This window comes from Streptomyces sp. NPDC049887 (genome assembly GCF_040656535.1).
GTDB lineage: Bacteria > Actinomycetota > Actinomycetes > Streptomycetales > Streptomycetaceae > Streptomyces.
Window position 1 is genome coordinate 1 of record NZ_JBFAMM010000011.1, and the last position, 23,543, is coordinate 23,543.

Below are 23,543 nucleotides of genomic sequence, written 5' to 3' on the forward strand. Positions count from 1 at the left end.
TTTCCCTTTCCGGCGGTTCCGACTCTATCAGATCCTTTCGGGCCTGATTCCCAGTCAGAGGGGGTTGTCTTTCCGGCCACCGGGCCGTTCCGACGCCCAAACTCTAGCCCATTTCCCAGTCGGCTCATAATCGGGCCGATCGAAATGAATTTCGGCATGCCGAAAATCATCCCGGCTGGGATATCGTGCAGAGTTGGTTTGCCGCGTTCGCGGCGGGATCGGTCGTCGAAGAACCGTTCCGGCTCCGTGACAACTCGAAGAACCTTACGGATCGGCGCGGGCGGTGTCAACCCGCGCCGTTCACCGAGTCGACGCCGGCCCGTATCCGGCTCGCGCGCTGTCCCACAGCCCCTGCGGGACAGCCCTCAGTCGAGGTCGGTGAGTCGTCCACCGGCATCCGGTTGGGCCTGCTCGACGCGGCGCAGGAGTCGGATCAGCATCTCGCCGAGGACTCCGCGTTCCTCGCCTGTGAGGTCCTGCAGCAGGTCCTCCTCGAAGTCCGTGGCCATGCGCATGGCCTCCAGCCACTTCGCGCGGCCCTCGTCGGTCAGCTCGACGATCACGCGCACCCGGTTGGACTCGTCCCGGTCCCTGGTGACCAGGCCCTCCGCCGCCATCCGGTCGATGCGGTGGGTCATGGCCGCCGGGGTGAGGCCCAGTCGCTTGGCGAGATCTCCGGGGCCCTGACGGTACGGGGCCCCGGAGAGGACCAGCGTCTTGAGGACCTCCCATTCGGCATTGCTGATGCCCAGCGCTGCGACCTGGCGGCCGTACGCCACGTTCATCCGGCGGTTGAGCCGACCGAGGGCCGAGACGACCTTCTCCACCTGGGGGTCCAGGTCGCGGAACTCACGCTGGTAGGCCGCGATCTGCTCGTCGAGGCTCGGCTCCTGCGATGCCCCGGGGTTCGCGGAGCTTCCCCGGGTGGTCGACGCCGAGCGCTTGGGCGCGGCCGGACCGGCGGATGAAGAGGAGGAGCGAGAGGCGGAGGGAGCGGCCGCTCCGGCCGGGGACCCCTGCGCCGGCTTGCCGGCCTCTTCGTCTGACGGGCCGGGCGGTGCTGTCGCGGGTGCCTGCTCGGCCCGCGCCGGGCGGGCGGGCCTCTGCTCGGGGGTGTCGGACATGCGCCTCACTATCCCATGCCGCTGGTTTGGTTCTAAGTCCTTCGATGTGTACTGTTGAGGTTCTAACTTTAGTTTCTAAGTCTTCAAGCTTCAGTCCTCCGGACTGATCGACCGAGGCAGGTGAGTGTGACCAAGGCGATGGGCGCAGCAATGCGCCGGATCCAGGCAGGGAACGTGCTGAGCGCGTTCGGGCTCGGGTTCACCGTTCCGTACCTCTATGTGTATGTGGCGCAGGTGCGGGACCTGGGGGCGAGCACGGCGGGCGTCGTGCTCGCCGTCTTCGCCATGGCCGCGCTCGTGGTACTTCCCTTCACCGGGCGGGCCATCGACCGCCGCGGTCCGCTGCCGGTGCTCGTCGTGGCCGCGCTGCTGGCCTCGGGCGGGGCTCTGGCCATGGGCCTGGCCGACAGTGTGTCCGCCGCCGTGCTGTCCGCGGCGCTGCTGGGCGCCGGTACGGCCGTGATGCAGCCGGCGCTGGCGACGATGATCGTCTGGTGCTCGAGCCCGACCACCCGCACACGGGCCTTCGCCGTGCAGTTCTTCCTGCAGAACCTGGGCCTGGGCATCGGTGGTTTGTTCGGCGGGCAGATCGTCGACAGGAGCCGGCCCGGCAGTTTCACGCTGCTGTTCTCGATCGAGGCCGCGATGTTCGTCGTCCTGGCCGTGATCGCGGCGACCGTGCGGATGCCGAAGTCGCCGTCGATCCCCGACGCGATGCCGGAGAACACCGAGGCCAAGGCCAGGGGCGGAATGCGGGCGCTGCTCGGGCACCGCGCCATGGTGCAGCTGTGCGTCCTCGGCTTCGTTCTCTTCTTCGCCTGCTACGGCCAGTTCGAGTCGGGCCTCGCGGCCTACGGCACCGAGGCCGCGGGGATCGACCCGGCGACGCTCGGTTACGCACTGGCGGCCAACACCGCGGTGATCGTGCTCGCGCAGTTCCTCGTGCTGCGGTTCGTCGAGCGGCGCCGTCGGTCGCGTGTGATCGCCGCGGTCGGGCTGATCTGGGCCGTGGCCTGGCTCGTCGCCGGCTACGCGGGGCTCGGGCACGGCGGGCAGGCGATGGCGACGGCCGCCTTCGTCTCGACGTACGCGCTGTTCGGGCTCGGCGAGGCGATGCTCTCGCCGACGGTGGCACCGCTCGTCGCGGACCTCGCACCGGAGTCCATGGTCGGGCAGTACAACTCCGCATTCGCTCTGGTCAAGCAGCTGGCGCTGGCAGTCGGCCCGGCGGTGGGCGGCCCGATGGGGGCCTCGCTGCACGGCCCGTACATCGTGACGTTCGTCCTCTTCTCCCTGGGCATCAGCGTGCTGGCCGTGAAGCTCGGGCGGAACCTCACGGCCGTACAGGACCGGCCCTCGCTCGCGTCCGCGTCGCGGGTCGTCGCACGGCACCGACCCGAGCAGGACAGGGCGCCGGCCGGCGCCTGACGGCGGCGGCCGGCGCCGCCGCTAACCGGGCGGCTCGGGCAGGGCGAACTCGCACCACACCGCCTTGCCGCCGCCGGGGGTGCGGCGGCTCCCCCAGGACGAGGCGATCGTCGCGACGATGGAGATCCCGCGGCCCGCCTCGTCCTCCGTTTCGGCGCGGCGGCGGCGCGGAAGGTGATCGTCGCCGTCCGTGACCTCGATGATCAGCCGGCGGTCGGTGCGCCGCAGCCTCAGCCGCATGGGCGGCGTGCCGTGCTGCAGCGAGTTCGCGACCAGCTCGCTCGCCGCGAGCACACCGAGGTCGCGCAGCTCCACGGGGAACCGCCACGACGCAAGCACCCCCGATGCGAAAGCCCGTGCGCGGGGCGCGGCCTCCACGCCGCCGAGCAGTTCGAGGGCGGCATTGTGGAAGAGCTCCGCGTCCCCGCCCGTGCGGGTCGGGTGCTGCAGGACGAGGACCGCGACGTCGTCGTCGTGGTCCGCGGTGACTCCCAGGGAGCGGATCAGCCGGTCGCACACGACCTGGGGAGTGCCGGTCGCTCCGGCGAGCGCCCGCTCCAGCGCGGCGACACCTTCGTCGATGTCCTCGCCGCGCCGTTCGACCAGTCCGTCCGTGTAGAGCACGGCGGTGGAGCCCGGCTGCAGCGGGATGGTGGCGGAGGAGTGCAGCCAGCCCCCGGTGCCGAGCGGCGGGCCGGTCGGCTCCTCGGCACGGTGGACCGTGCCGTCGGCGTCGCGGACGAGGATCGGCAGATGGCCCGCGGACGCGTACACCAGTCGGCCCTCGTTCGGGTCGTGCACCGCGTACACGCAGGTGGCGATCTGGCTTGGATCGATCTCGGAGGCCAGGCCGTCGAGGAGCTGGAGCACTTCGTGCGGGGGCAGGTCGAGGCGGGCGTACGCGCGGACGGCGGTGCGCAGCTGGCCCATGACGGCGGCCGCTCGCACGCCGCGGCCCATGACGTCGCCGATGACGAGCGCGGTGCGGCCGGCGCCGAGCGTGATCACGTCGTACCAGTCGCCGCCGACCGCGGCGTCCGTGCCGCCCGGCCGGTAGTCGGCGGCGATGCGCAGGTCGTCCGGCTGTTCGAGCTCCTGCGGCAGCAGTGAGCGCTGCAGGGTGACGGCCGCCTCGCGGTGACGGCTCTCGCTGGCGCGCAGGCGTTCGGCGGCCTCGGCGTGTGCCGTGACGTCGGCGGCGAAGACGAGGACGCCCTTGACGAACTCGCCCTCCCGGCGCGGATCGGGGGCCTCGGCGGGCAGGCACGTGACCGTGTACGAACCACCGCCCCTGACCCGGCGGGACTTCACCGTGCGGGGCCTGCCGCTGCGCAGCACCTGGTCGAGCAGCGGAAGCAGTCCCAGTTCGCCGAGTTCGGGGCAGGCCGCCGCGGCCGCGGCACCGGTGGCGCGGGGGCCGAACGCGCTCTCGTACGCCTCGTTGACGTAGGAGATCCGGTGCTCGGGGCCGTGGACGAGGGCGACCAGCGCGGGCAGCCCGTCGAGCAACCCGCGGACGGGGAAGTGCTCAAGGGCCGGAACGGAGGATTCCGCCGACGGGGCCGGTGCGCCGTGCGGATCGGTGACGACGTCGGTGGCGTCGGGCTGCCGGTCCGGCCGCCGGTCGTACTCACCGCGGGCCGCGGGGACGGACCCGCGGTCCGTCCGCGCTGCGGCGCGACGCTGCGTACCGGGGAGCCGGGCGCTCCAACGCGTGAAGTTCACGGATTTTCAAGCCTCGTGGTGTCGTTGCTGTTGCCGTGCGCGGTTGCGCCCGTGTGTGTGACCGTGGCCGGTGGGGGTCCGGTTCCGGTTCCGGGGGCCGCTCCTCACCGGAGCGGCCAGGTCTGCTGGTCTCGTCGTCGATCGGTGCGGAGGGGACGGCGCGCCCCGGCACGTCACTCTGCGCTGCTCGCACGGCCACCTATCGTCACACGTCCAGTGTGGCGCACCGCACCGACAGCGGGTCAGCCCTCCTCGGTTCCCGGTCCTGGAGCGTCCTGGCCCTTCACCCCCCGGTCGCCACCCGCCGCGGCGTCGGACGGCGCCCCGGACGCGTCGGGACGGGTGCCGGACGCCCGACCCCGCCTCCTCTCCCGGGCACTCATGGGCGGGTCCTCGTGGCGGCGCGCGAGCGGCCTGGACGGGACGCCGCCCGCGGCGAGTTCGAACTCGGCACGCGGGTGCTCCAGCGACCCGAGGGAGACGATCTCACGCTTGAACAGCCCGGACAGCGTCCACTCGGCGAGGATGCGGGCCTTCCGGTTGAAGGTGGGCATGCGGCTGAGATGGTACGCGCGGTGCATCAGCCAGGCCGGATAGCCCTTCAGCTTGCGGCCGTACACATGCGCGACGCCCTTGTGCAGCCCCAGCGACGCCACGGAACCGACGTACTTGTGCGCGTAGGTCTGCAAGGGCTGTCCCCGCAGCGAGGCGACGATGTTCTCGGCGAGCACCTTGGTCTGGCGGACCGCGTGCTGGGCGTTCGGCGCGCACTCCGTACCGGGCTCCTTCGCGGTGACGTCGGGCACGGCGGCGGCGTCGCCCGCCGACCAGGCGTGTTCGGCGCCCTCGACGGTGAGTTCGGCGGTGCACTTGAGACGCCCGCGCTCGTTGAGCGGCAGGTCGGTGGCCGCCAGGACGGGGGCGGGCCGGACACCCGCGGTCCACACGACCGTGCGGGTCGGCAGCCGGGACCCGTCACTGAGAACGGCGACCCGGTTCTCGCAGGAGTCGAGTCGGGTGTCGAGCCGCACGTCGATGTTGCGGGCCCGCAACTCCCGGATGGCGTACTTCCCCATCTCCGAGCCGACCTCCGGCAGGATCCGGTCGCTCGCCTCGACGAGGACCCACTTGAGGTCCTCGGGCTTGATGTTGTGGTAGTAGCGGGTTGCGTAGCGGGCCATGTCCTCGAGCTCGGCGAGCGCCTCGACGCCCGCGTAGCCGCCGCCCACGACGACGAAGGTGAGCGCCGCGGCGCGCAGGGCGGGCTCACGGGTGGAGGAGGCGATGTCCATCTGCTCGATGACGTGGTTGCGCAGGCCGATGGCCTCCTCCACGGTCTTGAAGCCGATGGCGTACTCGGCGAGTCCCGGCACCGGCAGCGTGCGCGAGACGGAGCCGGGGGCGAGCACCAGCTCGTCGTACCCGATCTGGATCGCCCCCGCCCCCTCCTCCTCGGTGGCGAGGGTGGTGAAGGTGGCGGTGCGCTCGGCGTGGTCCACGGACCGGATCTCGCCGCTGACGATCTTGCATCTGTGCAGGACCCGGCGGAGCGGTACGACCACGTGGCGGGGCGAGATGGAACCCGCGGCCGCCTCGGGGAGGAAGGGCTGGTAGGTCATGTAGGGCTCGGTCGACACGACCACGATCTCGACCTCGCCGCGCTCCAGCTCGCTCCTCAGCTTCTGCTGGAGACGGATCGCGGTGTACATCCCCACGTACCCCCCGCCGGCGACGAGAATGCGCGTGCGCGACGGGGTGCCTGGGGTCGTGTCCCGGGAGTATGCAGCCTTCACCATCCCATGACGCAACGCTCCTCGGAGTTTGTCCACAGCCCCGGCCGATTGTGTGACCGGAGGTTTTGGCCACGCCGCGGCGGCGCGGTCGCCGCCGTCGGGGAAAGATGCGCAGGTCAGCGTGGAGAAAGCGGGTCCGTGGCGGGGGTGGAATCAGGAAGGTTCCGGCCCTTGCTCCGATCGGGGGGCGCACCGGACGGAACTGCCCCTTCTGAATTGACCCCGACTCAACTATGTTCGTACCTCGTCGGGGTGTTCTGGCCGGTGACTCGTCTGATTCACCCCGGCGTCACGGCGGGGAGTCTCCGGGGGGAGACGACATCATTTCCGGGGGAACATTCATGCACATTCAGGATTCGCATTGGTCGGGCGCCGTCGCCACGGAGGCCGGTGGAAACGGGCGCGCGGGCGCGGCTGCCACCAGCCGTTCGGCACCGCTGCGGGTGGACGCGCAGCGCAATCTGGAGCACGTGCTCAGAGCTGCTCGCGAGGTGTTCGGGGAGCTCGGCTACGGCGCTCCGATGGAGGACGTGGCACGTCGGGCGCGGGTGGGCGTGGGCACGGTCTACCGCCGCTTCCCGAGCAAGGACGTGCTGGTTCGGCGCATAGCCGAGGAGGAGACCTCCCGGCTCACGGAGCAGGCGCGGACCGCCCTCGGCCAGGAGGAGGAGCCCTGGTCGGCGCTTTCCCGCTTCCTGCGCACATCGGTGGCCTCGGGTGCGGGCCGGCTGCTGCCGCCGCACGTTCTGCGGGTCGGCGTGGCCGACGACGCGACGGTCGTCGAGGACGCGGTCCGGGAGGAGACGCGGGTGCCGCAGCAGCGTCTGGGCCTCGCCGGACAGCCCGAACTGCGGGTGGTCGCACCGCGTCCGGTGCCCGCCGCCGAGCAGGACGACTCGGGAGCGGGCGAGCTGCTCGACGTCGTGGGGCAGCTGGTCGAGCGGGCGCGGGGGGCCGGTGAACTGCGCGTCGACGTCACCGTGGCGGACGTGCTGCTGGTGATAGCCACCGCCGCGCCGTCCCTTCCGGACGCTGCGCAGCAGGCGGCCGCCTCGGCACGGCTGCTGGACATCCTGCTGGAGGGGCTGCGCTCGCGGCCCTTGTGACCGCGGGTGCACGGCCTCCGGCCGGCCGGCCGGAGCGCGGAGCGCGATCGGACCTCGCGGCCGCTCGGACGCGGCCGACCGCCGGCTGGACACGGGCTCTCGTCGGTCGGTCCCGGTGCGCGGGCCTTCCGGGTGCGGCTCCCGTACGCGGGGCCACTCGACCCGTACCCGGGGCCGCTTGAGTCGACCCTCGTACGGGGCCCTGGGGGACGGTTCCCTTACGCGGCCTCGGGACGGCCCCCTCGTGCGTGCCTCACGCGCACGAGGGGCTCGGGAGCGGGCCGGCGGCGGAGAACGCAACCGGCCGGCCGGTCTCCTCGCGTACGCGGGCTCGGGAACGGGCCCTCGGGAAGGGCGTCTTGTACCGGCCGGGTGTCGTCCTTGGATTCGGATGGTCTCCCGGACGAGTGGTTACTGTGCGGGGGAGGCTTGACAGCCCGATCCCTGTGACACTCTTGGCCGGTGTTCGGGTCACTGGGTGGGTACGGGGGCTTACGCGATGAGCGGTGAGGGTCGCAACGAGCCGCACGCCGGAGGCACCGGCGACGAAGCCGGCCGGCTCGGTGGGGAAACCGGCGGGCGGGTCCCGTCGCAACGCGAGGGCGGCTCATCGGGACCCGGTCTCGATGCCTCGCCCTCTCCACCGTCACCGTCGGACGCCGACCTGGTCCTGCGGATGCGCGGTGGCGACGACAGCGCGTACGGAGAGCTCTTCCGCAGGCACGCGGACGCCGTGCGCCGCTACGCCCGCACCTGCTGCCGTGACGCCCACACGGCGGACGACCTGACGGCAGAGGTGTTCGCCAGGACGCTGCAGGCGGTGCGGGGAGGCGCGGGACCCGAACAGGCGGTGCGGGCCTATCTGCTGACCACCGTGCGCCGCGTCGCCGCAGCCTGGACCAGGTCCGCCCGCCGGGAGCAACTGGTCGAGGACTTCGCGGCCTTCGCCGACCAGGCGGCCCGCGCCACCGGAGTGCCGCGCGAGGACACGCTCGAGCTCGGTGCCGATGTACGCGCCATGCACCAGGCCGAGCAGTCGATGGCCCTGCAGGCATTCCGCTCGCTGCCCGAGCGGTGGCAGGCGGTGCTGTGGCACACCGCCGTGGAGGAGGAACCACCGAGCGCGGTGGCGCCGCTGTTCGGTCTCACCGCCAACGCCACGGCGGTCCTGGCAGGCCGCGCCCGGGAAGGGCTCAAGCAGGCCTACCTGCAGGCCCATGTGAGCTCGGCGCTCACCTCGGGCGGAGACTGCGCCCGGTACGCCGACCACCTCGGCGCCTACGCCCGGGGCGGGCTTCGGATGCGGGCCGAGCGCGGCCTCCGCAAGCACCTGGGGACGTGCGTCAGATGCCGCCTGGCCGCGGGCGAGCTGGAGCAGGTGAACTCCGGGATCCCGGCCCTGCTGCCGGTCGCCGTCATCGGCTGGTTCGCCGCGGGGTACTCGGTCAAGGCCGCAGGGATCATCGGGGTCGGCGCTGCGGGAGCGGGTGCCGCGGCGGCCGGGGCCGGGGTGGGCTCCGGTTCGGCGGGCGCCGCGGCCGGGCCCGGGGCCGGGACCGGCTCGGCCTCCGGTGGGTCCGGTGGCGTGGGCGGAGCGGCCGCGGCGGAGGGGCTCGCGGCTCCCGTGAAGGCCGCGATCGCCGCCGCGGTCGCGGCCGCGGTGGGCGCGGGCCTGATACTGGCGCTCGCGGGTGAACCGGCACCGAAGCCGCATGCGCGGCCGCCGGCGGCGCAGCCCGTCGTTCCGGCGCCCCCGGCCTCCACGGCACCCTCGCCGGCACCGCCCGCGCCCTCCCTGCCCGTCGGCCCACCCGGGGCGGCACCCCGTGGACGGACGCCCCCCGTGCCGCCGGCGGCACCGGGCGCCTCTCCGTCCCAGCCACGTCCGGTGCCCGCGCCGCCGCAGGCACCGGTGCCGGTGCCTGCGCCGTCCCGACCGCCCGGGGAGACTCCTTCACCCTCGCCGACGCCTGCTGACCCCACGACCGTCCACCAGCTCAACCAGCTCCAGTACGGGGTGGCCGGCGACGGCTCCCGGCCCGAAGTACGGCTCGCCCCCGACAGTTGGGTCTGGCAGCGCCACGGGATGTCCATCGGCGGCACCCGGTACGAGCACGGCGTCTCCGTCCACGCCAGGTCGTCCGTGACGATCGACCTGAACCGCGAGTGCACTTCGTACGACGCGCTGGTCGGCGTCGACGACATGACACTGGGTCTGGGAGCGGTGCGCTTCTCCGTGTTCGCGGACGGGGCGCGGCGCTGGCGGTCGCCGCTGCTGCGCGGTGGTGACCCGGCGGTGCCCGTCTCCGTCGGCCTCAGCGGCCGCGGGACGCTCCGCCTGGTCGTCGAACCCGACGGCGTACGACCACTCGCCGCGACGGCGATCGCCGACTGGGCGCGGTCGCGGATCACCTGCGTGTAGCGCCTCGGAGGGCGGACGGATCGTCTGCCGAGTGTCGGTGCGGAGCACCCGCGCCACGCGCACGGGGCTGCCGGCTCGGGCCTCATGGCCGAAGGCGCTCCGGTGCGAAGACGGCGCTCCGGCGGGAGGGCGGCAGGTCCGGGTGCCGAGCGTCCCGCACACCGCCCTTCCGCGCCCTGAGCGTCGCGCCCGCACACACCGGCACCACCGCGAGGGCCGCGACCGCGCGCAACTACGCCTGGAGCGTCGGGCGACGGGGTACACCCGAGGCGACCGCGCGGCGGCGGGGAGCCTCGGTGCCCGTCCAGCACGTGCCGCGCCGTGCCAACAGCCGTCGTAGCCAGAGCTCGGTCGAGACCAGGTCCGCGAGTCCGTCCAACGGCACCGGTTCGCCCTCGGACGCCGCGCGCAGCGCCTTGCGGACGACCCTCGCCTCGACGATGCCCGCGTCGGCGAGCAGCGGAGTGTCGAACAGGTCCAGCAGATGCGGCAGCGACAGCCGCATTCCCGCCCGCGTCGCCGTGGTCGCCGCGGACTGCGAAGGCGCGCCCCAGCCGGGCGGCAGGTCGTGGACGCCTGCTCCGGCGAGGACCGCGCGCAGGACGGCGGTGCGTGCGCCGGGCTGGACCCGCAACGCCTCGGGGAGGTCGCGTGCGGCACGGACGACCTGGTTGTCGAGGAAGGGAGCGTGCAGCCGCTGGCTGCGTACCTCCGAAGCCTGCTCCATGACGCGGTGGTCCGCGGCGTACCGCGCGAGTGCCGCGCGGGCACGGGCCTCACCGGGTCGTTGCACCGAGGTCGGCCGGGTCGCCGCCTCCTGGAGACGAACCGATACTTCGGCGAGTGCCTCGCCCGTGAGCCAGCGTGCCGCGGGCCCGGGACGGGACCAGGCGAGTGCCGCGAGGGACGCGCCGAGCGGCCCGTCGACGGCCGTCACCCGGCGGTTGGCCTCGGGCAGCCGCGCGGCCGCCGTCTCGAGGCCGGTGCGGTAGGGGGTCCGGGCGAGTCGCCGAGCCGCCCGGTAGACGGTGAGCGGCACGAGCAGCGAACCGGCGGTGGGGCCGGAGGCACGGGCGAGTGCGGAGACGGGACGGAGCAGGGGCCTTCTCCGACGGTCCATCAGCAGGTCGGCCAGGCGCGCCGGGTGGGCGTCCAGGACCTGCCGGGCGCCGTGCCCGGTGAAGTGGTCGGCGCTGCCGGACACGAGGCGCCGCCGGTTGCGTTCGGCCTCGACGAGGGACGGGCCGGGCTCGTCGGTGAGGGGGCCGTCCAGATCAGCGTAGGGCAGGGCCTCCGCCCCCGCGGCGACGACGACGTGGTGCAGCCGTGGATTCCCGGCGATGGTCCCGGCCCGTTCCATCTCGGCCTCGCGTCCCTGCGGGGTGGCGAGATCGTTGAACGTGACGGCCAGCAGCCGCTCCCCGGCACCGGTGCCGTGGCCGAGGATCGTGCCCGGGACGCCGGGCAGACCGGCGGCGAGCAGTGCGAGGGTCCCCGAGGCGCTGCCTCCGGACAGGTCGGCGCCGATGCCGGGCGCCGGTGCGCCGCGGGCGGCGCGCCGTTCCGCGGGCCCCATGCCGGGCACCGGTCCCGGGTCGGGCGGCAGGGTCTCGGGCGCGTGCCGGGGAGCGGTGAGCCGGGCGCGTACGGAGTCGACGAGCGCGTCCCGCATGGCCTCCATGGCCCGGTCCGTGTCGAGTTGGGGCGCGGCGACGGCGAGGGAGGCGACGGGTTCGTAGCCGGTGATCTCGCGGGAGCCCTCGCGCAGGATCAGGGCGTGACCGGGCGGGATCCGTTTGACCCCGGCGTACGGGGTGGAGTCGCGCAGCGCCTCGGGGGACTCCGGGCAGGCCAGGAGCGCGGCGAGGTGCCCGATGTCGAGCTGGGCCTCGATGAGGTCGGCCAGGGGCAGTGCGGCGGTCGCGTAGGCCGTCCCGTTGGCCCAGGGGGTGTAGAAGACGGGGCGTGCTCCGGCCAGGTCGCCGGTGACGGTGATGCGGCGGCCGACCTGGACGACGGCCGTGTAGCTGCCGGCCCAGGCGGTGAGATGGCGCAGCGCGCCCCCGCGGGCCGCGAAGAGGCCGACGCGCAGCTCCTCGTCGCTGGCGGCGCAACAGCCCAGCACGGCCAGGCGGATGGTGGGCGTCCCTCCGGTGAAGCCGGGGGGAGGGCCGGCGGTGACGACGCGGACCTCGTCCGGCCGCCAGTCGCCGACGGCCCACAGCGGATCGGGGTCGCCCCACAGGAGCTGGGCTCCGACCGGGTGGACGGTGCGGTGGTCGTCGCCGGAGGCGGAGGCGGAGGGGCGGGAGCCGACAGCTCCCGCCGTACCGAAGCTTGCGGCGACACTGCTCCACCCCACCAGCCACCGCATCGCGCCTCCACAGCCTGTGGACAACTTTCGGCACACCCGATTCGGTACACCCCGATGAGGACATGCTGCCACGACAAGGGCGCACGGGAGGGGCTCCGGGTCGCGGGCGCGGAAAGTGAACGCGCCCCTGGCAAGGGCCACATGGAACCGCCCGGCCACCCGGGAACCGGACGCCGGCGACGGGACGGAACGGGGCGGGACCCGGGCGGCGCGCGAAACGCCGCCGAAGGGGCGGCATTCGGCCAATCTGCAGAACACGAAGAGTGGGACATACCGAAAGGATCGGACACCGGCGCACGGTCCGGGAGGCGGCACTCGCCTCCCGGACCGGTCCGCCACCCGCGGGGAATGAGGCGGCGGTGTCCCCCAGCCCATCGGATCCCTCGCCGATGGGCCGACCCACGCAGCACTCATGGAAGCGCTCCCCCGAGGGCCGGACGAGAGCGCACGGACGGGCGCACGGCCACACGCCCGGAGCACGCACCGGAGGGGGCTCCCGCCCGAACACACAACAATCTCGCCATACGGAACACCGCCTCTTAACGGTCGGGATGCGGCGAACTACCCTGTGTGTCACTGCTGTTCTCCTCGGGGGGTGCATATTCCCGGGGGCTCGGACACCTGCTCTTGCGTCCGGCTTCCGGGGAGTTGTCCCCCTGTGGGGAGGGCGGAGCGAACGCCGGAAGCGGATGCCCGGCGGCCGTCTGCGTGTCGAGGGGTGGCGCATGTCCAGAGAGCAACGCGGGCCGAACGAAAAGCTCGGCACCGTTCTCGCCCTCGCGGGAATCAGCAACGCCGGCCTCGCCCGGCGGGTCAACGACCTCGGGGCGCAACGCGGTCTGACCCTCCGCTACGACAAGACGTCGGTGGCGCGGTGGGTGTCGAAGGGCATGGTGCCGCAGGGCGCCGCGCCCCATCTCATCGCGGCGGCCATCGGGCAGAAACTGGGCCGCCCGGTGCCGCTGCACGAGATCGGGCTCGCGGACGCCGACCCGGCGCCCGAGGTCGGGCTGGCCTTCCCCCGGGACGTGGGCGAGGCGGTGAAGGCCGCCACGGAGCTCTACCGGCTGGATCTCGCCGGCCGGCGCGCGGGCGGCGGAGGCATCTGGCAGTCACTGGCCGGTTCCTTCTCGGTGAGTGCCTACGCCACCCCCGCCTCCCGCTGGCTGATCAACCCGGCCGACTCGTCCGTGGAACGCCCCCTCCGGGGAACCGGGGGCGGCGAGAGCCAGGAGAGCCCCGAGGACGGCCAGGTGCGGGTGGGCCACAGCGATGTGACCAAGCTGCGCGAGGCGGCCGAGGACGCCCGGCGCTGGGACTCCAAGTACGGCGGCGGGGACTGGCGTTCGTCGATGGTCCCGGAGTGCTTACGGGTCGACGCGGCGCCGCTGCTGCTCGGTTCGTACTCGGACGAGGTGGGCCGGGCCCTGTTCGGGGCGACGGCCGAGCTGACCCGGCTGGCGGGCTGGATGGCCTTCGACACCGGTCAGCAGGAGGCGGCCCAGCGCTACTACATCCAGGCGCTGCGGCTGGCACGCGCGGCGGCCGATGTCCCGCTGGGCGGCTACGTCCTGGCGTCGATGTCGCTGCAGGCGACCTACCGCGGCTTCGCCGACGAGGGCGTGGACCTCGCGCAGGCGGCCGTGGAGCGCAACCGCGGCCTGGCGACGGCCCGCACGATGAGCTTCTTCCGGCTGGTGGAGGCACGGGCCCACGCGAAGGCGAGTGACGCGCTCGCCGCCGGGGCGGCACTGAAGGCCGCGGAGAGCTGGCTGGAGCGCTCACGGGAGGGCGACGCGGACCCGTCCTGGCTGGGTTTCTACTCGTACGACCGGTTCGCGGCGGACGCCGCCGAGTGCTACCGGGACCTCAAGGCGCCCCGCCAGGTGCGCCGCTTCACCGAGCAGGCGCTGTCCCGGCCCACGGAGGAGTACGTGCGCTCGCACGGACTGCGTCTCGTGGTGAGCGCCGTGGCCGAGCTGGAGTCCGGCAACCTGGACGCCGCCTGCGCGGCGGGGACCCGCGCGGTGGAGGTCGCGGGCCGGATCTCCTCCGCGCGTACGACGGAGTACGTACGGGACCTGCTGCACCGACTGGAGCCGTACGGGGACGAACCGAGGGTGGCGGAGCTGAGGGAGCGGGCCAGACCGTTACTGATGGCACCGGCGTGAGCCGTGCGCGTCCCGTGACGCGTGTCCCACCCGGTTTAAGGCGCTCGTCGGTGGGCCAGTGCATCATCGGGGGCGGGACGTTTCCCGGGAGGGCACTGCCGGGCTGGAAGGTGTGTGGTGAAGGCGGCCGCATTCGACTGCGACGTGCTGGTGATCGGTGGCGGGATCATCGGGCTGTCGACGGCCCATGCCCTGACGCGTGCCGCGCCGGGCACCTCCGTGGTGGTGCTGGAGAAGGAGCAGGGCCCTGCGCGCCACCAGACCGGGCGGAACAGCGGGGTGATCCACAGCGGGATCTACTACCGCCCGGGTTCGCTGAAGGCACGTTTCGCCGTGCGCGGCGCGGCGGAGACGGTGAAGTTCTGCGCCGAGTACGGCATCCCCCACGACGTCACCGGCAAGCTCATCGTCGCCACCGCGCGCGAGGAGCTGCCGCGGCTGCACGCGCTCGTCCAGCGCGGCCGGGAGAACGGCATTCCCGTGCGCGAACTGGGCCCCGCCCAGATCGCGGAGTACGAGCCTGAGGTCGGCGGCGTCGCCGCGATCCACGTCGGCACGACCGGGGTGTGCGACTTCGGGGCCGTCGCCGCCCAGCTGGCGGAGGTCTCAGCCGCCTCGGGTGCGGAGGTCCGCTACGGCGAGGAGGTGCGGCTCGTCGACCGGCGCCCGTGGGGTGTCGCGGTCCGTACGTCCACCGGCCGGATCGTCCGCGCCCGCACCCTGGTGAACTGCGCGGGACTGCACTGCGACCGGGTGGCCGAGCTCGCCGGGGAGCGGCCCGGCATGCGGATCGTGCCCTTCCGCGGGGAGTACTACGAGCTGGCCCGCCCCGAGCTGGTGCGCGGCCTGGTCTACCCGGTGCCCGACCCCGCCTTCCCCTTCCTCGGGGTCCACCTCACACGCGGCATCGAGGGCGGCGTCCACGTGGGACCGAACGCCGTCCCGGCGCTGGCCCGCGAGGGATACGGCTGGTCCACGGTCCGCCCGGGTGAGCTCGCGGCCACCCTGGCCTGGCCCGGTTCCTGGCGGATCGCCCGGCGCCACTGGCGCTACGGCGCGGGCGAGCTGCACCGCTCGCTCTCGAAGCGCGCCTTCACCACTGCCGTGCGGCGGCTGCTGCCGGCCGTCGCGGAGGACGATCTGCGGCCGGTGGCCGCGGGTGTCCGGGCCCAGGCGGTGCTCAGGGACGGCACCCTGGTGGACGACTTCATGATCAAGGAGTCGCCCCGGGCGGTCCACGTCCTGAACGCACCGTCGCCGGCGGCGACCGCCTCACTGCCGATCGGCCGGGAGGTGGCCAGGCGGGCGCTCGCCCATCTCGCCGGGGTGTGACGCGGCCCGCCCTCGGCCGGCGTCCGCCACCGTACAATCAGGTCATTGTGTCTGTGTCTGACTTCGAGAACGTCACCGCCGGTGGTCCGCGCGGGGACGCCCCCCGTACCGCGACCGCCGCACGGCCGAAGGGTGAGCCCCGGTTCCCGGGCGGCCCCGCGGCCGACCCCGCGGGTTCGCACCACGAGCGGCGGATCCGCAGCTTCCAGCCGCGCCGGAGCCGGGTGACGGCCGGGCAGGGCGACGCGCTGCGGCGCCTCTGGCCCCTCTGGGGGCTGGACGTCGACGGGCTCCGCACACTCGACCTGGACGAGATGTTCGGCGGACTGCCGGTCGTCCTGGAGATCGGCTTCGGCATGGGCGAGGCGACCGCACGGATGGCCGCGGCCGACCCGGCCACGGGCATCCTCGCCGTGGACGTCCACACCCCCGGCCAGGGCAATCTGCTCGGGCTGGCGGAGCGGGCGGGCCTGGGCAATGTGCGGGTGGCCAACGGCGACGCGATCATCCTGCTGCGCGAGATGCTGCCCCCGGCCTCGCTCGACGGCCTGCGGGTGTACTTCCCGGACCCCTGGCCCAAGAAGCGCCACCACAAGCGCCGGCTGATCCAGCCGGAGTTCCTGACCCTGGCGGCGGGCCGGATGAAGCCGGGCGCGGTCCTGCACTGCGCGACCGACTGGGAGCCGTACGCCGAGCAGATGCTCGAGGTGCTCGGCGCCCATCCGGACTTCGAGAACACCGAGGCCGCCGGCGGCTACGCGCCCAGGCCCGCCTTCCGCCCACTGACCCGCTTCGAGGGCCAGGGCCTCGACAAGGGGCATGTGGTGCACGACCTCCTGTTCCGGCGCCGGGCGGCCTGACGCCGGTGGGTGCGGTGCACCCGACGGCACCAACGCCGTCGCGCGTTGTCCGTGCCGCTCGTTAGGGTCGTCTGGTGTCCGACTGGTCCCCGCAGCCGCATCCGGCCGCCCGCCCCGCCGTCCCGGCGTGCGACGAGCGGCCGCTGTTCGACTCCGTACCGGAGCGCGCCCGCTGGCGCTACAAGCCGCGCCGCGACTTCTGGCGCAGCAAGGCCGTACGCGCCTGGGCACTGATCACCCTGCTGGCGCTCTCGGGTCTGGTGATCCTCGCGCTGGTGCGCGAGCAGACCGGCACCGAGGGCTTCCTCGTCGGGCTCGGTCTCGCCGTGCTGCCGGTGCCCCTGCTGATGGGGGCGTTCCGCTGGCTGGACCGGGTGGAGCCGGGGCCCTGGCGGAACCTCGTCTTCGCCTTCGCCTGGGGGGCCTGCGCGGCCGCCCTCGTCGCGATCATCGCCAACTCGTTCGCGACCCAGTGGATAGCCACGGCCACGGCCGACCCGACGCAGGCGGACACGATCGGTGCGACCGTCATCGCCCCCGTGGTCGAGGAGACCGCCAAGGCGGCAGCGGTGCTGCTGCTGTTCCTCTTCCGGAGACGGGACTTCACCGGCCTCGTCGACGGGGTCGTGGTCGCCGGTTTCACGGCGACGGGCTTCGCGTTCACCGAGAACATCCTCTATCTCGGCAACGCCTTCGGCGAGGACCAGGAGTTCGGGACCTCCGGCTTCGCCTCCGTCACGGCCGCGACGTTCTTCGTACGCATCGTGATGTCTCCGTTCGCGCACCCGCTGTTCACGGTGCTGACGGGCATCGGTTTCGGGCTGGCGGCCGCCACCGCGCGGGACCGGAGGGACCGGAGGGTCCGCAGGGTCCTGCTGCCCGTGCTCGGCCTGCTCCTCTCCATGGGCATGCACGCCCTGTGGAACGGCTCGGGGATCTTCGGACCTCTGGGCTTCTACGCGGTGTACGCGGCGTTCATGGTGCCCGCCTTCGGTCTGCTGACCTGGCTGGCGGTGTGGTCCCGGCAGCGTGAGCTGCGCACGGTCGCGGCGGAACTGCCGGCCTATGCCGCGGCCGGCTGGCTGGCGCCCGCCGAGCCGCTCGCCCTGTCCTCCATGAAGGCCCGTACGATGGCCCGCGATCTGGCGGGCCGCACCCACGGCGCCGCCGCCGCGCGCGCCGTCTCGGAGTACGAGGTGTTCGCCACCTCCCTGGCCTTCCTCCGCCACCGGGCCGAGCGGGGTACGGCCGGGCCGGACTTCATCGCGCGGGAGCAGGAACTGCTGCACCATCTGTGGCAGCGCCGGGATCTCGCGGGCCCGGCCCTGACGTACGCCGCCCGTGCCACGGGCCGCGCCTGGCAGCCCCCTCCGCACCTGGACTACAGCGGCTTCAACCCGTATCGCGGCTGACGCACCCCGGCTCGGGGGCGCGCCCGCGGGGCGGGGCACCCGGCGGGGCGTGGACGCCGGCGAGCGGGGTGCCGGGGCAGGACACAGCCGGGCGGCCCGGTGGGCGTCGGTGGGACGCCCGCCGGGCCGCGGCCGGAGCACGAGGCTCCGCAAGAATGTGGGCCGAAGCGAGCACCAGGCTCCGTGCGAACGCCTCCGGAGCACGCGGCTCGGTGCGGATGGATCAGACGGACAGGCCCTTGCCGCGCAGCCACGCGGCGGGGTCGATCCCGTCGCCGCCCGGGGTGTGCACCTCGAGGTGGAGGTGCGGGCCGGTGACATTGCCGGTGGCGCCGACGCGGCCGATGGTCTCGGAGGTGGAGACCTTCTGCCCCACGCCGACGGTCATCGACGACAGGTGGCAGTACCACACCTCGGTGCCGTCCTCGAGCTCCAGCACGATGCGGTAGCCGTACGAACCGGACCAGCCGGCCGACTTGATGGTGCCGCCGTGCACGGCCTTGACGGGGGTGCCCGTCGGCGCGGCGAAGTCGAGACCCGTGTGGTAGCCGGAGGACCACATGGATCCGGCCTGCCCGTAGGTGGACGTCAGCGTGTACGACGAGGTCGGCAGCGAGTAGCCGGCGGCGAGCTTGGCGAGGCGCTCGGCCTCCGCCTTTCGGGCGGCCTCCTCCGCGGCCTTGCGCTCGGCCTCGGCGGCCTCGGCCGCCTGGGTCGCCTGCTGCTTCGCCTCGGCGGCGGCCTGCTCCGCGGCGGCCTGCTCGGCGGCCACCCGCGCCTCGGCCTCGGCCTTGACCTGCTGCTGCTCGGCCTGCTGGAGGATCCGGGCGCGCAGGGCCTCGCCCGCGTCACCGCCCTGGACCGCGGTGTCGACCGTGGTGAGCGGTCCGTCCGCGACGGCCTCGTCGCCGGAGTCGTCCGACACCAGGGAGCCGACGCCCGGCAGCGATTCGGCGTCGGGGAGTTTGTCCGCGATGACGTCGGGAAGGGAAATGGAGACCGCGGGCTTGTCCTGGGCGGTGGCCATGCCGCCCGCGCCGACCGCGGCGATGACGCCGACACCGAGGACGGTGGAGCTCCGTGCGAGCGCGTTGCGCTGCTTGACGACGCGGTGCCTGCCACGGACGGGACGGACCGATTCCTCGGTCGGGTTCCACTCCTCCGCCCCGGGGGCGGGAGCCCACTGGTCGCTGGGGACCCACTGCGCAGTGGGGGGCTCCTGGAGGGCAGGCTCGTTGGACGCCACGGAGGCGTTCTCCTTTCCTTCCTTCTCGCCTACCGGGTTAGCTGACGGGTTCGGAGCAGGAAGGTCTCCTACGGGCACCGCGAAGTGCCCGATTCACCCCAATAGTTGGTTCCCCGGTTCCCTTGCGGGATTCGGCGCGTGCGCACGGTGCCGTCTCTGGCGACGGCTGGGACGACCGCGCTGCGTTATCGAACGTTAATAGAGACCGAGCCCGGATTCCAAGCTGTTCCGACTGATCGTTAAGGACATTGGCCAGGACTTACCTGCAACAACAGCCCCGAAACGGACAAGTTGATGGGCTCTCACTCGGGCCAGCGCTTCTGATGGTTCGTCATTTGTTATGCGGAGGGCTTCCCTTCGGTCACGCTCCGTGGCATCACGCCTCTCAGGCAACCCTCACACCCCATATGCCACACCGACAGCCAACCGCTTCTCGGAACGGCGCCCCGCCCCTCACCGCTGGACCGGCGTCGCCCGGCGCCGCGGCGGCCGGCGCTCCTCCTCCCGGGTGACCGCGAGCAGCGCCATGTCGTCCGTCGCCGCCCCTCCCGTGTGCCGTCGCACATCGGCGACGACCACGTCCAGCAGTTCCTCCGGGCCGGCGAAGACCCGGCCGCCCAGCCGCCGGCGCGGGTCGTACATGACGTCGTGCGCGTCCCGTGCCTCGGACAGGCCGTCGGTGTAGAGGAGAAGCGTGCCACCGGGCGGATAGGGGGTCTCCGACGTCCGGTCCGGCCAGGTTCCGAGACCCAGCCCCAGAGGCAGCGCCCGCTCGGGCGGATCCAGCACGAGCAGTGCGCCGTCCGCCCCGAGCAGCAGCGGCGGCGGATGTCCCCGGTTCACGATCCTGATCCGCCCGCCGTCACGCGGGATCTCGGCGAGCACGGCGGTGGTGAAGCCCTCGACGGCGCCGAAGCCGGAATCCCACGCGCCCTCCCGTGCGAGCGCCCGCTCCAGCCGCTGCGCCACCCCCGCCAGCGAGTCCTCCTGCTCGGCGGCCTCCCGGAAGGCGCCCAGCACCAGGGCGACCGTCCCGACCACGCCCAGGCCCTTCCCCTGCACGTCGCCCACGATCAGCCGCACCCCGTACGGGGTCCTCTGCGCGGCGTACAGGTCCCCGCCGATGAACGCGTCCTGCTCGGCCGCCTCGTACCGGGCGGCGATCCGCAGGCCGTCGATCCGCTCGTCCGGCGTGGGCAGCACGGCCCGCTGCGCGGCCTCCGCGACGACGCGGGCCGACGCGAGGCGCTCACCGCTGCGCCGCACGATCCGGTTGATGAAGAGGGCCAGTACGGAGACGGTGAACACGGTCAGCAACTCGGTGACGGCCGGGGCCCTCTGGAGCCTGTCACTGTAGATGTGCATGCCGGTCACCGCCGCGCAGGCCGCCACCCCGGTGGCCAGTGTGTAGAGCATCGAGAAGAAGGGCGCGGCGATCAGCGGCGCCGCGGTGAAGAGGGGGGCCGCGGTGAACGTGTCCGGTGTTCCCAGGTCGTAGATGACCCCGCCCACGATCAGCAGCCACGGGAGTACCGCGATGACGCGACGGCCACCGTTCCGCTGCTGCCCCTCGCCGGATTGTCGATGCCGCACCAGTGGTCTCCTGCCGGGGTCCGTGCCAGGGGCGCGGACGGTACCGCGCCCCATCCAGGCTGGCGGCCGCCGCGCCGCTCCACGAGTCGCCATCGGCCAACCGGCCGAGCCCGCGGCAGCGCCGCGCCGGCGGACGGTCACCAGGGGGCCCTCCCGGTGGCGGCGCCGCACCGGGCGACCGGTCGCCGGCCCGGGTGACCGCCGGCGAGGTCACCGGCCGTCGCCGAGACGGCGCTCCGCGTAGACCTTCAGCGCGTCCCGGACGAAGACCGCGGTGCCCTCGCCGTGCCGGTCGTAGGTGGCCGTGAAGCGCGGGTCGGCGACGTACATCTCGCCCAGTCCGATCACGTACGACCTGGTGGGGGTGGTCGTCACCGACAGCCACTCGCAGTGCCGCCGGGCGATGTCCTGGACCTCGTCGCTGTCCGGCGCGAGCCCGTCCTTCAGAGCCTGCCCGAAGTCACGTGCGATCGCGACCTGACGGTCCTGGAAGTCCCGCTTCTCCCGCACGCTCAGCGAGCGCCACCAGCGGTCGCCCTTGTCGTACGCCTCCCCGCCCCAGCGCTCGGTCACCTCCTCCTTGTACTGGGTGTGGTCGAAGCCGTCGAAGACCTCTTCCGCCATCAGTTCCTCCCCTTTCTCCGTCCGGTCGAGAGTGGTCCGCACCGAGGCGATCTGACGCCCGATGCGTTCCCGCTCCTGCTCCAGCAGCCGAAGATGCGTGCGCAGTGCGGTGGCCGTGTCCCGCTGGCCCTCCAGGGCCCGCGCGATCGCGGGCAGGCCGAGGCCCAGCTCCCGCAGCAGCAGGATCCGCTGCAGCCGGACCAGGGCTTCCTGGTCGTAGTAGCGGTAGCCGTTGCTGCCGATCCGGCTCGGCAGGAGGAGGCCGAGCTCCCCGTAGTGACGAAGCGTGCGGCTCGTCGTGCCGGCCTTCCTGGCGATTTCCTGGATGGACCACTCCATGCCCGGAACGCTAGATCTTGACGTTGCGTAAAGGTCAAGGGGAAAGGGGCCGGGCCGTGGAACGGGCATCGGCGGCCCTGACGGCAAACGCACCGAGGGCCCGGAACCATGTGGTTCCGGGCCCTCGGCCTTCAGTAGCGGGGACAGGATTTGAACCTGCGACCTCTGGGTTATGAGCCCAGCGAGCTACCGAGCTGCTCCACCCCGCGTCGGTGAACACCACCTTACGCCATGCGGAGCAAGATCAATTCCATTTGATCGCCCGGCACGCCGCCGGGTGCACCCCGAAACCGTCAGCAACCACGCAAAGGGGCTCCTTTCCGGGGCGGCAGATCCGTCCGCCTCGGCTCTCTCCAGCCCGCCGACCTGCGACTACTCCGCCACCTCGGTACGTTCCCACCACTCGTAGACGGTCAGCCGCCCCTCGGGGGCGTCCTCGTGGCGGGTCGTGGCCTTGAAGTGCTCGTAGCCGCCGCGATGCGGGATCTTCAGCTCCTGCCCCGGAGGGGTGATCGGCACGACCTGCCCCCGCAGATCGTCCGGCCCGCCCTCGAGGCGTGCCTTGCTAGCCATACCTCCAGTCTTCCCCCTCCCGGGACCACCCCGCACTCCCGCGGCGCCGATCACCTCGTCCGGGCGCCCCACCGACGAGCACCGGCGGGCGCGGGCGGAGGCGCGGTGGACCTGCCTCGACGGGTACGGCCTCCAGCCCCCGCCCGACGCCCCGGACGCCCTCGGCTGCCGCCGCGACGGCGCCCCCGCCCCCGAACCCGCCGAGCGCCCCAGCCTCCCCTCCGCGGGCCACGACCCACGGTCGTGCGAGCCCACCAGCACGCGGCCGGGGCCCGAAAAGGGGGCTCCGCAGCCCGGCACTCGGCCGCTCGAGAGGCGGGCTGACCAGCAAGATCCACCTGGCCTGCGACATCCTCGGGCGGCCGCCGGCCTTCGTCATCACTGGCGGGAACACCAACGACTGCACCCAGTTCACCGCAGTGATGGACGCAATCCGGGTGCCTGGCACCGGCCTGGGCCGGCCTCGTGCAGGGCCGTCCCACGTCATCGGCGACAGGGGCTACAGATCCAAAGCCATCAGGAACTGGCTACGGCGGCGGGGCATCGCCCACACCATCCCTGAACGAGCCGACCAGATCCGCAACCGGGCCGGGCGCGGCAGCCGGGGCGGCCGCCCGCCCAGGTTCGACAAGGCGGTCTGCGAGAGGCGCAACGTCGTGGAAAGGCGCTTCAGCCGCTTGGGAGTTGCGGCCCGCAGGGCATGTACAAGGGCGGCTTCGCAGTGAAGGCCATGTACACCTACCGGTACACCTACCCGCCCCACAGGTGGACGACCATGCTGCAGCGAGCCGGCTTCCGCGACGTCGACGCCCAGATCCTCGATGCGCCGGAGGCCGGGCACATCGGCACACTCCTCGTCCGCGCCCAGGCGTAGCGCAGCGCCCCGGCCCGCTCTCCCCCGTCGGCGGGCCGGGGCTTCTCATGCCCGGACGGCCCTACCCAGGTGCCCGGCCTCGGGCGGGAGCGCACGCTGAAGCCATGCCCATCCCTCCACTCGTGGTCGTTTACCTACCGGACGACGACGGGCACCGACGGGTACGCATCGACGGGCTGACCGCCGGCCGCGCGCATATCCCACGAGACGTCGTCGAGTTCATGCGCAAGCGGGCGCTGATCCCGGCCAGTTCGATCTGGCGGACTCGGTGTTCATCGAGTGGCGCGGCGGAGGCATGGACGGTTGGGACCTGCCCGGGCAACCATGATCGTTGGCACTTCGGGCCAGCAGGGGGCAGCGCGTGCCCGATATGCCCGACTCCGACGAGATCAGCACCCGGCCGGATGATCCCCGACCAGGTGCTGAGCGAGTAGGCCGTGTGGGACTCGAACCCACAACCAACGGATTAAAAGTCCGCTGCTCTGCCAATTGAGCTAACGGCCCTCGGCGAGTCATCCCCGAGCATAGCCGTACGGCGCCCGGTATC

General features: G+C 73.0%; 15 protein-coding genes, 2 tRNA genes, 2 pseudogenes and 1 riboswitch. Of the genes and pseudogenes, 9 read left to right on the plus strand and 10 right to left on the minus strand.

What is annotated here, in order from left to right; translation table 11 throughout:
* Positions 1-365: 365 nt before the first annotated feature.
* Entirely contained in the window at positions 366-869 is a 504-nt protein-coding gene (locus AB0J10_RS15590) for a MarR family transcriptional regulator (protein ID WP_363062096.1), read from the minus strand.
* A gap of 393 nt (positions 870-1,262) precedes the next feature.
* Between AB0J10_RS15590 and AB0J10_RS15595 the strand changes: the two genes are divergently transcribed.
* Positions 1,263-2,552: an MFS transporter gene (locus tag AB0J10_RS15595; RefSeq protein ID WP_363062098.1), complete on the plus strand. Its 1,290-nt coding sequence runs from the start codon at positions 1,263-1,265 to the stop codon at positions 2,550-2,552.
* Positions 2,553-2,573: 21 nt separating this feature from the next.
* On the opposite strand, the gene AB0J10_RS15600 is transcribed toward AB0J10_RS15595, so the two are convergent.
* On the minus strand, positions 2,574-4,277 hold the full coding sequence (locus AB0J10_RS15600; protein ID WP_363061789.1) for an ATP-binding SpoIIE family protein phosphatase: 1,704 nt from the start codon (positions 4,275-4,277) through the stop codon (positions 2,574-2,576).
* A 242-nt stretch (positions 4,278-4,519) separates the two neighbouring features.
* Positions 4,520-6,073, minus strand: a complete 1,554-nt coding sequence (locus AB0J10_RS15605) for an FAD-dependent oxidoreductase (protein WP_363061791.1) — start codon at positions 6,071-6,073, stop codon at positions 4,520-4,522.
* Positions 6,074-6,411: 338 nt separating this feature from the next.
* Between AB0J10_RS15605 and AB0J10_RS15610 the strand changes: the two genes are divergently transcribed.
* Together AB0J10_RS15610 and AB0J10_RS15615 are read left to right on the plus strand one after the other, a co-directional pair.
* Positions 6,412-7,176, plus strand: coding sequence for a helix-turn-helix domain-containing protein (locus AB0J10_RS15610; RefSeq protein WP_363061793.1), 765 nt, complete (start codon positions 6,412-6,414; stop codon positions 7,174-7,176).
* Between the two features lie 499 nt (positions 7,177-7,675).
* Positions 7,676-9,598: a sigma-70 family RNA polymerase sigma factor gene (locus AB0J10_RS15615; RefSeq protein WP_363061795.1), complete on the plus strand. Its 1,923-nt coding sequence runs from the start codon at positions 7,676-7,678 to the stop codon at positions 9,596-9,598.
* A gap of 232 nt (positions 9,599-9,830) precedes the next feature.
* On the opposite strand, the gene AB0J10_RS15620 is transcribed toward AB0J10_RS15615, so the two are convergent.
* Complete coding sequence (locus tag AB0J10_RS15620) at positions 9,831-11,972, minus strand: asparagine synthase-related protein (protein WP_363061797.1); 2,142 nt, start codon at positions 11,970-11,972, stop codon at positions 9,831-9,833.
* A gap of 725 nt (positions 11,973-12,697) precedes the next feature.
* Here AB0J10_RS15620 and AB0J10_RS15625 point away from each other — a divergent pair.
* The 4 genes from AB0J10_RS15625 to AB0J10_RS15640 all read left to right on the plus strand — a co-directional run bounded on the left by AB0J10_RS15625 (position 12,698) and on the right by AB0J10_RS15640 (position 17,747).
* A complete protein-coding gene (locus AB0J10_RS15625; RefSeq protein ID WP_363061799.1) occupies positions 12,698-14,143 on the plus strand; it encodes an MFS transporter in 1,446 nt (481 codons plus the stop codon).
* 114 nt (positions 14,144-14,257) lie between these two features.
* On the plus strand, positions 14,258-15,475 hold the full coding sequence (gene lhgO, locus AB0J10_RS15630; RefSeq protein ID WP_363061801.1) for an L-2-hydroxyglutarate oxidase: 1,218 nt from the start codon (positions 14,258-14,260) through the stop codon (positions 15,473-15,475).
* 47 nt (positions 15,476-15,522) lie between these two features.
* Entirely contained in the window at positions 15,523-16,335 is an 813-nt protein-coding gene (gene trmB / locus AB0J10_RS15635) for a tRNA (guanosine(46)-N7)-methyltransferase TrmB (RefSeq protein ID WP_363061803.1), read from the plus strand.
* A gap of 74 nt (positions 16,336-16,409) precedes the next feature.
* Positions 16,410-17,747 carry a PrsW family intramembrane metalloprotease gene (locus AB0J10_RS15640; protein WP_363061805.1) on the plus strand — a complete coding sequence of 446 codons (1,338 nt, stop codon included), beginning with the start codon at positions 16,410-16,412 and terminating at the stop codon, positions 17,745-17,747.
* 223 nt (positions 17,748-17,970) lie between these two features.
* Here AB0J10_RS15640 and AB0J10_RS15645 read toward each other — a convergent pair whose 3' ends face one another.
* The 5 genes from AB0J10_RS15645 to AB0J10_RS15665 form a co-directional block, all read right to left on the minus strand.
* A complete protein-coding gene (locus tag AB0J10_RS15645; RefSeq protein WP_363061807.1) occupies positions 17,971-18,993 on the minus strand; it encodes a M23 family metallopeptidase in 1,023 nt (340 codons plus the stop codon).
* A gap of 11 nt (positions 18,994-19,004) precedes the next feature.
* Positions 19,005-19,140, minus strand: a riboswitch (cyclic di-AMP (ydaO/yuaA leader).
* Positions 19,141-19,446: 306 nt separating this feature from the next.
* Entirely contained in the window at positions 19,447-20,586 is a 1,140-nt protein-coding gene (locus AB0J10_RS15650; protein ID WP_363061809.1) for a PP2C family protein-serine/threonine phosphatase, read from the minus strand.
* 210 nt (positions 20,587-20,796) lie between these two features.
* Entirely contained in the window at positions 20,797-21,549 is a 753-nt protein-coding gene (locus AB0J10_RS15655; RefSeq protein WP_363061811.1) for a MerR family transcriptional regulator, read from the minus strand.
* A 135-nt stretch (positions 21,550-21,684) separates the two neighbouring features.
* Positions 21,685-21,758, minus strand: a tRNA-Met gene (locus AB0J10_RS15660).
* Positions 21,759-21,921: 163 nt separating this feature from the next.
* Positions 21,922-22,122, minus strand: a complete 201-nt coding sequence (locus tag AB0J10_RS15665) for a DUF5988 family protein (protein WP_138054425.1) — start codon at positions 22,120-22,122, stop codon at positions 21,922-21,924.
* 237 nt (positions 22,123-22,359) lie between these two features.
* Here AB0J10_RS15665 and AB0J10_RS15670 point away from each other — a divergent pair.
* Both AB0J10_RS15670 and AB0J10_RS15675 read left to right on the plus strand, forming a co-directional pair.
* Positions 22,360-22,802, plus strand: a pseudogene (locus AB0J10_RS15670) (IS5 family transposase); the annotation flags it as partial.
* Positions 22,802-22,996, plus strand: a pseudogene (locus AB0J10_RS15675) (SAM-dependent methyltransferase); the annotation flags it as partial. The pseudogenes AB0J10_RS15670 and AB0J10_RS15675, both read left to right, overlap by 1 nt.
* A gap of 431 nt (positions 22,997-23,427) precedes the next feature.
* Here the strand turns inward: AB0J10_RS15675 and AB0J10_RS15680 are convergent.
* Positions 23,428-23,500 (minus strand) — tRNA-Lys (locus tag AB0J10_RS15680).
* Positions 23,501-23,543: the final 43 nt, after the last annotated feature.